The sequence below is a fragment of the Gloeomargarita sp. genome, from assembly GCF_053491055.1.
Map to the genome: position 1 here is coordinate 20,149 of NZ_JBRCEP010000012.1, position 13,651 is coordinate 33,799.

At 58.5% G+C, this 13,651-nt stretch carries 14 protein-coding genes and 1 pseudogene; 7 read left to right on the forward strand and 8 right to left on the reverse strand.

Features of this window, described 5'->3' with window-relative positions:
* Positions 1-45 precede the first annotated feature (45 nt).
* Entirely contained in the window at positions 46-1,239 is a 1,194-nt protein-coding gene (locus tag ACWISF_RS00990; RefSeq protein WP_448379731.1) for an MFS transporter, read from the forward strand.
* A 73-nt stretch (positions 1,240-1,312) separates the two neighbouring features.
* On the forward strand, positions 1,313-1,810 hold the full coding sequence (locus ACWISF_RS00995; protein WP_448379732.1) for an HNH endonuclease: 498 nt from the start codon (positions 1,313-1,315) through the stop codon (positions 1,808-1,810).
* A gap of 572 nt (positions 1,811-2,382) precedes the next feature.
* Here ACWISF_RS00995 and ACWISF_RS01000 read toward each other — a convergent pair.
* Positions 2,383-2,580, reverse strand: coding sequence for an NAD(P)H dehydrogenase subunit NdhS (locus ACWISF_RS01000; RefSeq protein WP_448379733.1), 198 nt, complete (start codon positions 2,578-2,580; stop codon positions 2,383-2,385).
* Positions 2,581-2,712: 132 nt separating this feature from the next.
* On the opposite strand from ACWISF_RS01000, the gene cysE reads away from it, so the two are divergent.
* Positions 2,713-3,414: a serine O-acetyltransferase gene (gene cysE, locus ACWISF_RS01005; RefSeq protein ID WP_448379734.1), complete on the forward strand. Its 702-nt coding sequence runs from the start codon at positions 2,713-2,715 to the stop codon at positions 3,412-3,414.
* A gap of 8 nt (positions 3,415-3,422) precedes the next feature.
* Here cysE and ACWISF_RS01010 read toward each other — a convergent pair whose 3' ends face one another.
* The 3 genes and pseudogenes from ACWISF_RS01010 to ACWISF_RS01020 form a co-directional block, all read right to left on the reverse strand.
* On the reverse strand, positions 3,423-5,084 hold the full coding sequence (locus ACWISF_RS01010; RefSeq protein WP_448379735.1) for a protein kinase domain-containing protein: 1,662 nt from the start codon (positions 5,082-5,084) through the stop codon (positions 3,423-3,425).
* Positions 5,085-5,298: 214 nt separating this feature from the next.
* Positions 5,299-5,858, reverse strand: a pseudogene (locus ACWISF_RS01015) (IS630 family transposase); the annotation flags it as partial.
* A gap of 40 nt (positions 5,859-5,898) precedes the next feature.
* On the reverse strand, positions 5,899-6,903 hold the full coding sequence (locus ACWISF_RS01020; protein WP_448379736.1) for a zinc-dependent alcohol dehydrogenase family protein: 1,005 nt from the start codon (positions 6,901-6,903) through the stop codon (positions 5,899-5,901).
* A gap of 132 nt (positions 6,904-7,035) precedes the next feature.
* Between ACWISF_RS01020 and ACWISF_RS01025 the strand changes: the two genes are divergently transcribed.
* Positions 7,036-7,656, forward strand: a complete 621-nt coding sequence (locus ACWISF_RS01025) for a DUF3038 domain-containing protein (protein ID WP_448379737.1) — start codon at positions 7,036-7,038, stop codon at positions 7,654-7,656.
* Positions 7,653-8,561 (forward strand): DUF4335 domain-containing protein, encoded by a 909-nt coding sequence (locus ACWISF_RS01030; RefSeq protein WP_448379738.1) that lies wholly within the window; start codon positions 7,653-7,655, stop codon positions 8,559-8,561. The genes ACWISF_RS01025 and ACWISF_RS01030 overlap by 4 nt, the downstream gene beginning before the upstream one ends.
* Here the strand turns inward: ACWISF_RS01030 and ACWISF_RS01035 are convergent.
* Genes ACWISF_RS01035 through rpsP form a run of 3 tightly spaced genes read right to left on the reverse strand, consistent with a single transcriptional unit; the run spans position 8,555 to position 10,078 of the window.
* Positions 8,555-9,502 (reverse strand): PhoH family protein, encoded by a 948-nt coding sequence (locus ACWISF_RS01035; RefSeq protein WP_448379739.1) that lies wholly within the window; start codon positions 9,500-9,502, stop codon positions 8,555-8,557. The two genes, ACWISF_RS01030 and ACWISF_RS01035, sit on opposite strands and share 7 nt — an antisense overlap.
* Before the next feature lie 20 nt (positions 9,503-9,522).
* Entirely contained in the window at positions 9,523-9,837 is a 315-nt protein-coding gene (locus tag ACWISF_RS01040) for a KH domain-containing protein (protein ID WP_448379740.1), read from the reverse strand.
* Positions 9,818-10,078: a 30S ribosomal protein S16 gene (rpsP, locus tag ACWISF_RS01045; protein ID WP_448379741.1), complete on the reverse strand. Its 261-nt coding sequence runs from the start codon at positions 10,076-10,078 to the stop codon at positions 9,818-9,820. Before rpsP ends, ACWISF_RS01040 begins: the two co-directional genes overlap by 20 nt.
* Before the next feature lie 80 nt (positions 10,079-10,158).
* Between rpsP and obgE the strand changes: the two genes are divergently transcribed.
* Positions 10,159-11,193, forward strand: a complete 1,035-nt coding sequence (gene obgE, locus ACWISF_RS01050) for a GTPase ObgE (RefSeq protein WP_448379742.1) — start codon at positions 10,159-10,161, stop codon at positions 11,191-11,193.
* On the opposite strand, the gene ACWISF_RS01055 is transcribed toward obgE, so the two are convergent.
* Positions 11,152-11,949 carry an SDR family NAD(P)-dependent oxidoreductase gene (locus ACWISF_RS01055; RefSeq protein WP_448379743.1) on the reverse strand — a complete coding sequence of 266 codons (798 nt, stop codon included), beginning with the start codon at positions 11,947-11,949 and terminating at the stop codon, positions 11,152-11,154. The two genes, obgE and ACWISF_RS01055, sit on opposite strands and share 42 nt — an antisense overlap.
* Before the next feature lie 961 nt (positions 11,950-12,910).
* Here ACWISF_RS01055 and ACWISF_RS01060 point away from each other — a divergent pair.
* Positions 12,911-13,651: TM2 domain-containing protein (locus tag ACWISF_RS01060; protein WP_448379744.1), on the forward strand; the 741-nt coding region annotated here is incomplete at its 3' end.

Sequence of the window (13,651 nt, forward strand, 5' to 3'; positions counted from 1 at the left end):
GATACAATTCTTAACAATGCGGTTTTGGGGGCTCAAGGGGGGTAGGTGCGGCGGGATTTGGTGCGGTTGTTTGGGTCAGCCCTGCTGTTTTGGTTGGGGTTGACGTTGTTGTTGCCCAGCTTGCCCTTGTATTTGGCTGAGGTGATTGGGGCGAGCGACCGGGAGATTGGTTGGGTGATCGGGGCGTTTGCCCTGGGGATGCTGCTGTTTCGGGAGCCGGTGGGGCGGTTGACGGATGTGCGGGGGCGCAAGCTGGGGATTCAGATGGGGTTGTGGGTGTTGGCGACGGCGCCTTGGGGGTATCTCTGGTTGCGGGGGATTCCGGCGCTGGTGGCGTTGCGGGTGTATCACGGGTTGAGTGTGGCGGCGTTTGCGACGGGGTATTTGGCCTTGGTCACGGATTTGGCGCCGGTGGCGCAGCGGGGGCGGGTGTTGGGCTATATGACCTTGGCGCAGCCGGTGGGGGTGGCGCTGGGGCCAGCGCTGGGTGGGTTTTTGGCGGCGCGGGGGCAGTATGGGTTGCTTTTTGCCCTGTCGGCGGGGTTGGGGGCGGTAAGTTGGGGGTTGTGTACCTGGGGGGTGCAGGAACCGCCGCGGGTACAGGCAACGCCTGCAAGGGGAATGTCGTGGGGACTGTTGCTCACGCCGCGGTTGCGGACGCCTGCCTTGGTGTTTTTGCTGGTGGGGCTGTTGTTTGGCAGTTTGCAGATTTTTATTCCCCTGTTAATTAAGCGCCAAGGGATTCCCCTGAATCCGGGGTTGTTTTATACGGCGGTGGCGGTGGCGAGTTTTGCGGTGCGGTTGACGTTGGGACAGGTGGCGGACCGCTGGGGGCGCGGGCAGGTGATTACGGTCAGTTTGGGGTGCTATGGGCTGGCGATGGTTACCCTGTGGTGGGCGCAGGGCGTGCCTTGGTTGTTGCTGGCCGGGGTATGGGAAGGGCTGGGGGCGGGGTTGTTGATCCCCGGTATGGCGGCGCTGATTGCGGATCGTTCCTATGTCCAGGAGCGGGGGCGCAGTTTTGGGCTGTGCTTGGGGGGGTTTGACCTGGGCATTGCCCTGGCCGGGCCACTGTTTAGCCCTTGGCTGGCCCAGTTGGGTTGGCAGGAGGTGTTCGCGGCACTCTCAGGCATCGCCGGGTTGGCCTTGGGGGTGTATCTTTTGGGCATTGGCAAAAATCCCCGTGATTCCCTGGCGTTTGCCCTTGGCAGCGGCCCCGATGCCTACCGCGTTTCCTAAACCCGGTTCTAGGGCAGCTTAAGTTACATTAATTATGTGTTAATATCTTGACAAATCCTGCCCTGGGGACGTGATGGCAAAGGTTTTGGTGCTGAATGCTTCCTATGAGCCATTAAATATCACCACCTGGAAACGGGCGGCAGTCTTGCTTCTCAAGGGTAAAGCGGAACAACTGGAGCACAACGGCAAGGTGATTTATCCCAATTTTCCCCTACCCACGGTGATCCGCCTGCGGCATTATGTGAACATCCCCCACAAAGAAATTCCCTTGACCCGCCGGAATGTACTGCATCGGGATGGGCATACCTGTCAGTACTGTGGCTATACAGGTGAGGATTTGACCCTCGACCACGTTATCCCCAAGTCCAGGGGTGGGGCGGACTCCTGGGAGAATATCGTGACCGCCTGTGTGCGCTGCAATATCAAAAAAGGCAACCGTACCCCGGAAGAAGCGCGCTTGACGCTGCGCCAACGCCCGCGCCGCCCCCACAGCAGTTTACATTTTGAAGTCAGCAAGCATCTCCGGGGCGGTTCCAACCAGGAATGGCGCAAGTATGTGATTGGTCTATAGAGAAGGTGGGGTGCTGCTGCCTGGTGGCCTGGGTAGGTTGATCACGCTGCAACAAAAGTTCATCAATTCACGTCGGGCAAAATGCTTAATGAAAATTGGTTATATAGTCGTTGCAAACAAGTTTGCGACATTCGCCCTTTACCTGTCAACCCTGTCCGAGAAGGGGATGAAGGGATTATTAGTGCCTTAAAGTGTGGCATTTTCTCGCGAGACGACTATCCATCAGCATGCAGCTCCTCGATGACTTTGGATCATTAGGCTGGATGCACATGTCGGCACAAACCCTCAAAATTGGCAGATGCAACACTGTTGAGGGCTCAATCATCCGCGGCAACAAACACCTATTTTCTACCACTTGCTGACAATCTTTCACGGCAATACAGTTTCGGTAGGCTCCCCATAACCTCTAATTCCTAGGGGGAATGGAATACTTGACCCTCACTGCCCCAGATTGCCGTGTAGCGTGAGCCGGAGAGGCTTTGGTGCAAGGGGTGAACCGTGGGCGAAAGCGAGACAAGGACACATGGTTCGCCACGTATTCGCCCTGTTTTTGATGACACCATTCCACTTAGTCATTTCTTGGTAGCATCGGCCGGCGCCAAATCTTCCAGCCGGAACGTGACCAATTTATCCCAATTTCCCCCTTCAAACAACACAGCAGCACGGCCATCGGTGATGCGTTGCACCTGCCCTTGAAACCCGTAATACATGTCCCCTGGATTGACCACCCGCACGGGGGAACCGGGTAAAATGGAAGCGTCAGAGTTCATCGCCAAACCTTTGGGTAAGTTGCCTGTTGTACCCTTTGACTGTAACGCAAATCCCGGTGCCGCACAAGGGAAAGTGGCGGCCATCCTTTATGATAGAGGCGATCCCGACCCATCGTTCTAGGAGCCATGCGGGTGTTAGAAACGCTGATCAGTGATTTTCAGATTATTTTCGAGCGGGACCCGGCGGCGCGCAACCCCCTGGAGGTGCTGTTGTGTTACCCCGGTTGGCATGCGGTGTTGCTGTATCGGTTGGCGCACGCTTTGTACGAGTGGCGGTTGCCCTTGATTCCCCGGCTGATTTCCCACCTGGCCCGGTTCCTGACGGGTATCGAGATTCACCCAGGGGCCAAGATCGGCAAGGGCTTTTTTATTGACCACGGGATGGGGGTGGTGATCGGCGAAACCACGGTGATTGGGGATTACTGTCTGCTTTACCAGGGGGTGACCCTGGGGGGGACGGGCAAGGAAAAGGGCAAACGGCACCCCACCTTGGGGGACCACGTGATTGTGGGCGCCGGGGCTAAGGTGTTGGGGAACATTACCATCGGCAACCATGTGCGGGTGGGTGCGGGTTCGGTGGTGTTGCGCTCCGTGCCGTCCCACTGCACGGTGGTGGGGGTGCCTGGGCGCTTGATCTGCAAGGATGCCACGGTGGAACCCCTAGAGCATGGCCGTTTGCCGGATTCGGAAGCCCAGGCGATTCGGGTGTTGGTGGATCGGATTGAGGAATTGGAACGGCAAATAATGGCTCTGCGCCAAGGCCAAACCCCAGCGGTGACGGTAGCTGCCCAACAGGGGGCCATTGACGAATTTTGGGATGGGGCGGGGATTTAGCACGCCCTTTAGAGAAAATCCGTACTGCGGGGGGGCGGGCCAAACAGCGTCTCAATTTTTTTCAAAGCCACCCGGGCCGAGGGAAACCGCCGCTGCCAATCCACCGCCAGCAACCCGGCTAAAACCTCGCGTAATGCTGCCCCACAGCGCACCTGCCCCTGCCAATCCAAGTGGTTGGTGTTGGGGATTTTGGGCAACGTCTGGGGCGACTGACCCGTTAATGCCTCCACCGCAATCACTCCCACCGCATACAGGTCGCTGGTCAGGTTCGGTTGTCCCCAGGCCTGCTCCGGTGCCATATAGCCCGGTGTGCCTACCGCCACCGTCACCTTGGGCCGGTGCAGTTCGCCTGACAGCGCCGAAGGCAACACCTTGACCGACCCAAAATCAATCAGCACCAGTTTCCGGTCCAGAGTCCGCCGAATGATATTGTCCGGCTTGATGTCCCGGTGAATCACCTTGTGCTTCTGGAGAAAATCCAAAATCATCAACAATTCCCACAGCAACCAGACCACATCCTGTTCCGCCCACAGCTTTCCTGGCCCCAATTCCCGACTCAAGGGTTGCCCCTCGATAAAGTCTTGAATGATGTAAAACGCTTCATTCTCTTCCACATAGGCCAACAGCAGGGGAATCTGGTCATGGCGCCCCAACCGTTCCAACGTGGCCGCCTCGGTGGCAAATAACCGCCGTGCTGTCGCCAACACCTGCGGGTCGTGCGGATGCACCTGGAGCTGCTTGATCACACAACGGGGTTCCCCCGGTCGCTGGGTGTCCCGCCCCAAGTAGGTGGTACAAAAACTGCCGGCAGCCAAGATCCGCTCCAGGGCATAACGCCCCCGGATCAGGTGGGGCTGGGATGGCGGACCGGCCTGGGGGGGAGCCGCCGTCAGCAATAAACCCTCCATACCTGCCGTCGGGGGCAACGGACGCACCGTAAAGCGATAGGACTGCCATGCCTGCCGCTCCCCTGGCAGACGACCGACCACGGTCAGGGGGGGCTGGGGATGGTGCAACAAGGCCTGGGTGTAACTGTCCACAAACTGCTGCCGGTCTTCGGGATGGACAAAGTGCAAAAAATCCTGCCCCAACACTTCCGCCAGCGGTTTGCCCAGCACTTGGGCCAGGGCCGGGTTTTGGTAACAAATAATGCCTTCCGGGTTGAGGACAAGCACCAACTCCTCCACCAACGATTCCAACACCGGCACCAATTGCAGTTCCGGGGGAATCTGGGTTATGGGTCGGCGGGCCAGGGGAACCACCGCCAGCGTATCCTCCCCCGGCAGGGTAGCCGTCTCCGCCTGGGCGGCCAGATGCGCCGGCAAATGGGTCGTGCGCCGAAACCGAATCACATCCTGGGGGTCTGCGTCAAAATGACATCCCAAACTAATTTCGCCCCACTCCCCCAGCAGAAGCTCCTCCCCCTGGATATGCACCACCTGCTGCGTATCGCCCAGGCGGACAAACGTGCCATTGAGGCTGTCATCCCGCAGATAAAACTGCTGCTGGCGGTATTCAATGCACGCGTGTTTCCGGGATGTGTAGCCATTGTCCACCACCAGGTCGCCGGTGGGGTTGCGTCCCAACAGAGCCAGCGGTCGCATCGCCCCCAGCCACAATTCCTGGGTGTTGAATTGCAGATGGAGATACACAGGTGCCGGGTTGACCATTGCGGTCGGCAAATGCCCAGAAAAAAGCCACAACCGACTAAATTTTACTCGATTGCATGAGGTTTTACGCATTCACCAACGCTGATGAGAGTTTCAGGGTCAAGCCGCACATCCTCCTCGATTAACCAACAGAAATCGTCCAAAACCAAGTACGGGGGCGGTGCCCCTGCGACCTCTGTTGCCAATTCAGTTCGGCTTACAGCCTGTTCAAGGATTAAGGGGTACAGTAACAACCCTGCGCAAACCAACTTCGAAAGCAGGATGGAACTTCCCAATTCTGGAAAACTGTCGCATAAAAGGCTGCAACACCGGCTATATCATCGCCATAGGATGCAATGCCGGTGCATACACAGGCAGGGATAGAATTGGCGCACCTGTCCCCCTCATCAATCCCGCGACTTCCCGACGTTTATGGATATTTAAGTTACCCACAATCACAACTTTCCTCGTATCTAACTTTGGACCTAACTTGCTTTGCAAAAACGCCAAAAAATCCCCTTTCTTTCTCCCCCCTTCATGACGCGACCGCCGACTACCCTCCTCCAGGAAGTCACTCCAATAACCCTATGCCTTTCCCCCTTATATTTCTGACGCGTCAACGCCGAGTTACGCCCCACACCCCAATCTGGTCGGGAGCAATCAAATTCGCCACGGCATATCCCTGACTTCTTAACAACAAGCTCGTCGTTTTCGTTGCACCTCTTCTTGTTTGACGCTCGCACGGCGGTAAGTCTTTTTTAGAGGCATGCCTGGCTTGTGCGAGAAATGTGTAATGGGTTGGCCCTAATGATAGTTCACAAACGCTAAATACCGGCTACGCACCGATTGTGAGAACCAGTTTGCCGCCAAAGCCCCCCTGTTCCAGTTGGCGATGGGCTTGGACAACTTCGGCCAGGGGATAGGTCTGGGCGACGGTCACGGTCAAACGTCCCGCATCCACCCAGGCCGCCAGTTCCCGCAAAATATGGGTCTGCCGCACCTGATGCACCGGTAAATTGGCGGTTTGCGGCGTGAGCATGAGGGTATAGCCGATGGTTAGGTTGCGTTGGCGGGCCACTTCCCAGCCTTGTCCCGTCGGTGGGGGTTGCAGCAGGGTCACCAGGCGACCGTAGTAGCGCACGGCTGCCGGGGTTTGGTGAAAGGTTTCCCCCCCTACCGTATCCAAAGCATAGTCCACCCCTTGCCCTTGGGTTTCGTACAGCACGGCCTGGACAAAAGGGGTTTCCCGGTAGTACACAAGGCCATCGGCCCCCAACGCCTGCGCCAGTTTGCCTTTTTCCAGGGAACTGACCGTGGTCAACACCCGCGCACCCCGCTGTTTGGCCAATTGCACGGCAATATGCCCGACTCCCCCAGCGCCCCCATGAATTAACACTGTTTCCCTCCCTTGCACCTGCCCCCGGTCAAACAGGGCTTCCCACGCGGTAATCCCCACCAAGGGCAAGGCCGCCGCTTCCACAAAACTCAGCCGTTCGGGTTTGGGCGCCAGGGCCGTTTCGGGCAGGACAATGTATTCGGCGTAACTGCCGGTCATGCCGCCGAGGCCGCCGTAACAGTAGTACACTGCTTGGCCGGGTTGCACTTGGGTCACCTGGTCACCGCAGGCCACCACCACGCCGCTGCCATCACAGCCGAGGATGGCCGGTTGCCCTGGGTGCAGGAGCATCCCCCGCCGCCGCAGTTTGGTGTCAATGGGGTTAATGCTGGCGGCTTTGACCTGCACCAGGACCTGGTGGGGAAACTGGATTTCAGGCCGGGGCAGGCGCTCAAGTTGCAAGGCTTCCGGTTCCCCAGGCGTGGTGAGCACAACCGCGAGCATGGACATGGCAACCAAGGGGTGAACTTTGGCGTCTCTTATGGGGTTATTTTGCCCTGAATGAGGCAAGGCTGTGCGGCTTGCCCTCCTGTGGTTCCCTTAAACTGATACATTGGTGCCTAAAGGAACTTGCCCATGATGACCCAATCGCCGACCGCTGACCAGGCAAGTGAGGGCGCTTTGGCGCTGCAACTTTTGCCCGACCCGGAACCCCCGCCGGCGCAAGGGCTGTGTCCCCCGGTGGTGGCGGGCAAGTTGGATTTGTTATTGCTGGCGGTGGAAGCGTTGGATTTTACCGGGGCGGAGATGATGATGATGGTGGTCAAGGAGTTGGCTTTGGTGAGTGTGATTCCCAATCGGGTGACGCTCTGGCAGTTGCGGGCGGCCAACCCCTTGCGCCGCGCCTACAACCGCCGTCTGTTGACCCTCGACCAAGCCCGTGCCCTGGTGCTGGTGCTGGTGTATTTGGCGAAACGGCTGACGATTTTGATCCGCCAATTGCTGCTGGCGGACGAACAACTGCAACAGCATGGGGTTGACCTGCGCCACCACCCCCGCTTGGATGACTATTGCCAACGGTTTCGCACCCATTTCCGCAAACGGATGAACCTGCACCGGGAACGGCTGCAAATTTATCGGGACGATGACCGGCTGAATTTGCTGGCGATGGACCTACTGCACCAATTGCTGTTTTGCACGGGCACCTGTGGGGCGCAACGCCTCTGGGCCAGTTTGTTTAGCGGGGACGTGCTATGAGTGCGCTGGTGCGGGAATATCGGTTGCCCCACTGCACCTTGATTTTGGAAGGGTTTAGCGCGCCAGCGGGGGGGGCCTTGGCGGTGCTGATCCAGATGGAATGTTATCTGCCGGGGCTGGAACAACCGATGCGCGGGGGCAGCGAACTGCTCGAACAGTTATCCCGCACGGTGAGCGAATACGTCCAACTGTTCCTTAGCCATCGGGAACCTCGGCCCGTGCAGCCAGCCGGACCTGTCGCCCTGGAACCGGTTTCCCACCACCACCATCGCCTGCGGGTGCATCCTGAACTGTTGCAGGATGGTCGCGAACCGGTGCAGTTGGATTTGACCACCATTCAGCTTTTTGACCTGCTGGAAGCCTGTGACCAGGGGATGAGCGACCCCCAAACCCTGCCGGATTGGCACGTGAACTTGGTGCCCCGCATACCCCGCACGGTGAAACTGTCCCAACAGGCCGTGCCCGCCGGGGTGGGTTTGGTGACCCTGTCGGCGGCGGCGATGGCGTTGGCGCTGATTCCCGCTCCCAAAATCGAACCCCCCCGGGAACTGCGGGAAACTGCGCCCAGCGTGTCACCGACGGCCACGCCCAGTCCCCAACCCAGCCCAACCCCTGCTGCGAAGCCCACCGCCTTGCCCCCCTTGAGCACCACCGAGCGCAGCCGCCTGCTCATTCGGCTGTACGATGCCATTGACGCCGCCTGGAAGGAACCCATCTCCCAGGACCTGAGCTTTCGGGTGTGGGTGAATGCCCAGGGACAGGTGGTGCAGTTTACCCCCTTGGACCCGCCGACCGGGGAAGAACCGCGGTTACCCCTGGCAAAACTCCGCCAATCTGGGCCACCGGTTGCGGACTTTCGGGTTGTATTTCGTCGGTCGGGCGCCCTGGAAGTCAGCCCCTACTGAGCCTGCCGCTCCCACTGCTCGTAGCGTTCGTAGGCACTGACAATCCGCTGCACCAGGGGATGCCGCACCACATCCGCCGCCGTCAACTGACAAAAACCAATCCCCGGCACCCCCCGCAACACCTGCACCGCCACCGCCAAGCCCGAAGCCTGCCGCGGGTCCAAATCCACCTGGGTCATGTCCCCCGTAATCACCATGCGCGAGCCAAACCCCAGACGCGTCAGTAACATCTTCATCTGCCCCGGCGTGGTGTTTTGCGCCTCATCCAAGATAATAAACGCCCGGTTCAGGGTGCGCCCCCGCATATAGGCCAAGGGAGCCACCTCGATCACCCCCCGCTCCAGCAACTGGGGAATCCGTCCCGGCTCGATCAGGTCGTAGAGCGCATCGTACAACGGCCGCAGGTAGGGGCTAATTTTTTGCTGCATATCCCCCGGCAAGAACCCCAACTTTTCCCCCGCCTCCACCGCTGGCCGGGTGAGAATCAACCGCTCACATTCTTGGTTTTGCAACGCCTGCACTGCCAAAACCGCCGCCAAATAGGTTTTCCCCGTCCCTGCCGGGCCAATGCCAAAGGTAATTTCATGGGTGCGAATCGCCTGAATGTACTGCCATTGCCCCAACGTGCGGGCACAAATGGCCTCCCCCCGTCGGTTATGCGCCAAAACCTCCCGGTGCATCTGCGCTACCAATTCCGGGTTCGGAGCCGCCAACACCGCATCAATATCTGCCGCCGTCACCGGTTGCCCCCGTTGCCAAAGCGGTGCCAAAGCCGTGACCACCTGGAGACAGCGGTTGACTGCCGGTTCCCCACCCACCAGGTGTAACTCCTGCCCCCGCAACACCACTTGCACCCCCAGCACCTGGTGCAGATAGCGCAAATTGGCCTCGCCAACCCCCCCCAGCGCCACCGCGCTCACCCCATCCGGCAGGGGCACCACCCGCTGGGTTTGGGGAACAGTCAGCGGCCACCTCCTCGCCGGGAGCGCGCCGGAGTCCGTTCGGCCCGTTCCGCCGTCGCATTCAAACCGTAAATATCCAAATGACAATTTTGCCCTGCCGCCTGCGCCGCCGCCTGGATCACCGTGCGAATCGCCTGCAACGTGCGTCCGCCCCGCCCAAACACCCGCCCGCGGTCCGCATCCGCCAAAGCCAAACGCACCCACACGCCACCGGCCAACACCTCTTGATGCGTGCGCAACTGCTCCGGGTGACTCAGCATGGGGGAAAGCAAGTAGCGAATCAGTCCCTCGTAATCAGGCATGGAGCTGGTCAAAAATCTGCGCCTTTTCCAAAATACTGCGAACCGTCGGCGTCGGCTGCGCCCCTTGCTTCAGCCACTTGATAATCGCCGGGACATTCAAACGGGTGCGTTGCGTCGGGTCACTCACACGGGGATTGTAAAAACCCACTTCCTCCAAAGCACGTCCATCCCGCCGGGCCAGCGCCGGCGCCGCCACAATCCGGTAGGACACCTGTCCCTTGCGCCCGTAACGCTTCAACCGCAGTTTCACCATGAATCCGTCTATTCCCCTAAAATTTCTCTTAGCACCTGCACTCGAATTTGGATTTTATCACAAACCAGCCAAAAGTTGCGATGCAGTTTATTGACCAAGCGGAAATCACCGTCCAGGGGGGCAAAGGCGGGGATGGCATCGTCGCTTTTCGCCGGGAGAAATACGTGCCTGCCGGGGGGCCAGCAGGTGGCAATGGGGGCAAAGGCGGGGACGTGCTGGTGCAGGCGCAAACCGGGCGCACCACCCTGCTGGATTTTCGCTACCAACGGCATTTTGCCGCAGGCGATGGGCAGCGGGGCGGGCCGAATAACTGCACCGGCGCCAACGGCAAAGACTGCGTGATTCCCGTGCCCTGCGGCACGCTGATTACCGATGCCGAAACCGGCGCTGTGATCGCTGATGTGGTCACTCCTGGGCAAACGGTGGTTGTGGCGCGCGGGGGCAAAGGGGGCTTGGGCAACCGCCATTTTCTGAGCAACCACAACCGGGCGCCTGCCTATGCCCTGCCAGGGCTACCGGGGGAATTCCGTCGCCTGCGCTTGGAGTTGAAACTCTTGGCCGAGGTGGGCATTATCGGCTTACCCAACGCGGGCAAATCCACCCTGATTAGCCGCATTTCCGCCGCCCGACCCAAAATTGCCGATTACCCGTTTACGACCCTGGTGCCCAATCTGGGCGTCGTCGCCAATCCCCAGGGGGACGGCACCGTGTTTGCCGACATTCCCGGACTGATTGCCGGTGCCCATGCGGGGGTCGGGCTGGGGTTCGACTTTTTGCGCCACGTTGAACGCACCCGCCTGCTCCTTCATCTGGTGGACGTCACAGCGCCCGACCCGGTGGCCGATTACCACACCATCCGCCAGGAATTGGCCCAGTACACCCCCCAACTGGGGCAACCCCTGACGCAGCGCCCGGAATTGATCGTGCTCAACAAAATTGACAGTCTGTCTGACCCTGACAGCCTTCAGGATGTTGTCCATCGTTTGTCGCTACACAATCCGGTCTGTGTGATTTCTGCCGTCACCGGTGCCGGAATTAGCGCCATGCTCCAGCGGGTGTGGCAACGGCTGGGCCTAAGCCCGGATACCGTAGAGGCGGCGGCTCACGCGGGCTAATTGGTGGAGCAACCAGGGGCGGGGCAGCACCGCTGGTAGTAGGCCGCTCAACAGACGGTTTTGCCAGCCGGGAATCCCCCAGGGCACGTCCCGTTCGACGGCCCGCAAGGCGTACTGCACCACCGCCGCCGGGGTCATTTTCTGCATCCGCAAGTCCCGCCCCATGCGCTGAAAAAACTCCGTCGCCGTCGGGCCAGGACATAGGGCGAAAAAGCGCACCCCCGTTCCCTGGTATTCCGCCCAGAGCGCTTCCGTCAAGGCGCGGACAAAGGCCTTGCTGGCCGAATACACCGCCTGGTAAGGGAGCGGGTAAAACCCCAACACCGAGGCCACATTGATCACCAGACCCTCCCGGCGCGCCACCATCTCCGGCACAAAGGCATGGGTCAGCGCCACCACCGCCGCCACATTTACCTGAATCAGGGCCGCCTCCTGAGCCGGATCAATCGTATGAAAGGCCCCGCAGGTGCTAAATCCGGCATTGTTGACCAGAACTTCAACGGGCCGACGTTGCTCCTGAATGGTGCGAATGAGGGTCGCCACTTCCGCCGGTTGGGACAAATCCGCCGGGAGCACAAGGGTATGAATTTTATACTGGTTTTGTAATTCTGCTGCCAAGGTAGTCAGGCGGTCAGCGCTGCGGGCGGTGAGAATCAGGGAACAGCCGCGTTGGGCCAATTCCCTGGCAAAAACGGCGCCAATGCCGGTGGATGCCCCTGTTACCAAAGCAGTTTTTCCAGCGTAGGCAAAAGGCATTGGCCCGGTGGGAAAACGCCTTCCTAACTATAGCAATCCCAGGGCGGGGGTGGATGGGGAATCAAACAGAGGGAGGCCCTCCAGCGATGGCAGCGCGCAATTCAATTGCAATGTTTTTGGGGGTGGACACTGGCAGAATATAGGCGCGATGGCGCACGGACGGGGCCGAGAATCGGCAACAGAAATGGTGTGCCCCCTGTTTGGGGCTACCGAGAAATAACCCAGCCGTTGCCGGAATTGGTCGTTCTTAGGGGTAGATGATTCAGAGGTTTTGAATCTTAAGATTTTTTGAGGGTCTGTGCCACGATGTGCATCTCGCCTCATGACACTAAGCATTGTCATGGAGAAGCTGAATTCTCATTTACCAGAAGTGTTGAATCTTAAGATTTTGAGGGTTGGTGCCAGAATGTGCATCTAACCTGATGAGACAAAGCGTTGTCATTTAGGGGATGAACTTTTATTTATAACTAAAAATTTTCTCAGCAAGCATTTTGCCGGACGCGAATTGACGAGCTTTTATTGCAGAGTTTATTGCAGAGTTCCACACCACTGCTCATTTACAACAAAATTTTCTCATTAAGCATTTGGTCTGACTTGAATTTATGAACTTTCGTGGCAGGTTTCAACATGATTGGGCTATACATCTACTCTGAAATCATTGGGGATTTTATCCCGGTTATAGCTAGGTAGGTTAAGGTTGTCGCCTGAAGATTCTGGGTGGGGCTACGTCCAGCGCCCATAGCATATCAATCTTTGTATGCTTAGCTATATTTTTCGGATATTAAAACGGTTATTACTAGGAAAGATATGCGCACAAATGATTCCCAAAATGTTTGTCCCATAATTGTTTAAGATGGGGATATGATTGGCAAATACTCCCTCGGCAAGTGCTGGGTGGTTCTGGGTATTTTTTATCAACTTTCTCTCGTTTATATTTGATCTAGTTTTTTTCTTGCTGGCGATGCAAGCACCCCCAGGGTATGTACTGAAATTCTCCCCATCTACGCTGGCGCTGTTGGCCGCAGGGTTGGCGGATTGGCAGGCGCGGGGGTTGCTGCAAGGGGCAAGGTTGACCCTATTGATCCAACAAAAAGGCGAGACGGATTTGACCCTACAGGCGATGACCGCGACACAAATGATCCCTCTGGTCACGGGGATCGCTGCCTGGGAAGAAGCAGGTATGTTGACAACAACTGTGCAATGTAAACTTTCTGTACCGCATTTGTCAGAACAGTTGCTGGCGGGTTTAGATGCCTGGTTGCAGCAGGGGGTGGTTAGCGACCAGGCGGTGCGGCAGTTTGGGGAAACCTATTGGTGGCAGCCGTTGCCGCCAAAGCCAGTGACTGCTCAGGAACCCCGTTCGTTGGTTGCGGCTTATCTGCTGTGGGCTTTGGGGTTTGTGGGGTTGTGTGGCTTGCATCGTTTGTACTTGGGGCAGATTGTTCTGGGGTTGTTGTGGTTGTTTACCCTGGGGCTGTGCGGGTTGGGGCAGGTGTTGGATGGGTTTTTGTTGCCTGGTTTGACCCAAACGGTGAATCGGCAGCGGGGGGTGGGGACTGAGACGCCGGTGCCAGCGCCCTCTTTGCTGCTGTTGCGTTCCCTGCAGGCGGAGTTGAGCGTGCTGTGGCTGGCTTTGCTGGGGGTTTTTTTGGTGGTGCTTTCGTCGGTGGTGCTGGCGGTGGGGGTGTGGGAAGGGTTGGGG

Coding starts and splice junctions, on each gene's coding strand:
- ACWISF_RS00995 (WP_448379732.1), top strand. CDS start 1,313: ATGGCAAAGGTTTTGGTGCTGAATGCTTCCTATGAGCCATTAAATATC.
- ACWISF_RS01000 (WP_448379733.1), bottom strand. CDS start 2,580: ATGAACTCTGACGCTTCCATTTTACCCGGTTCCCCCGTGCGGGTGGTC.
- ACWISF_RS01010 (WP_448379735.1), bottom strand. CDS start 5,084: ATGGTCAACCCGGCACCTGTGTATCTCCATCTGCAATTCAACACCCAG.
- ACWISF_RS01020 (WP_448379736.1), bottom strand. CDS start 6,903: ATGCTCGCGGTTGTGCTCACCACGCCTGGGGAACCGGAAGCCTTGCAA.
- ACWISF_RS01025 (WP_448379737.1), top strand. CDS start 7,036: ATGATGACCCAATCGCCGACCGCTGACCAGGCAAGTGAGGGCGCTTTG.
- ACWISF_RS01030 (WP_448379738.1), top strand. CDS start 7,653: ATGAGTGCGCTGGTGCGGGAATATCGGTTGCCCCACTGCACCTTGATT.
- rpsP (WP_448379741.1), bottom strand. CDS start 10,078: ATGGTGAAACTGCGGTTGAAGCGTTACGGGCGCAAGGGACAGGTGTCC.
- obgE (WP_448379742.1), top strand. CDS start 10,159: ATGCAGTTTATTGACCAAGCGGAAATCACCGTCCAGGGGGGCAAAGGC.
- ACWISF_RS01055 (WP_448379743.1), bottom strand. CDS start 11,949: ATGCCTTTTGCCTACGCTGGAAAAACTGCTTTGGTAACAGGGGCATCC.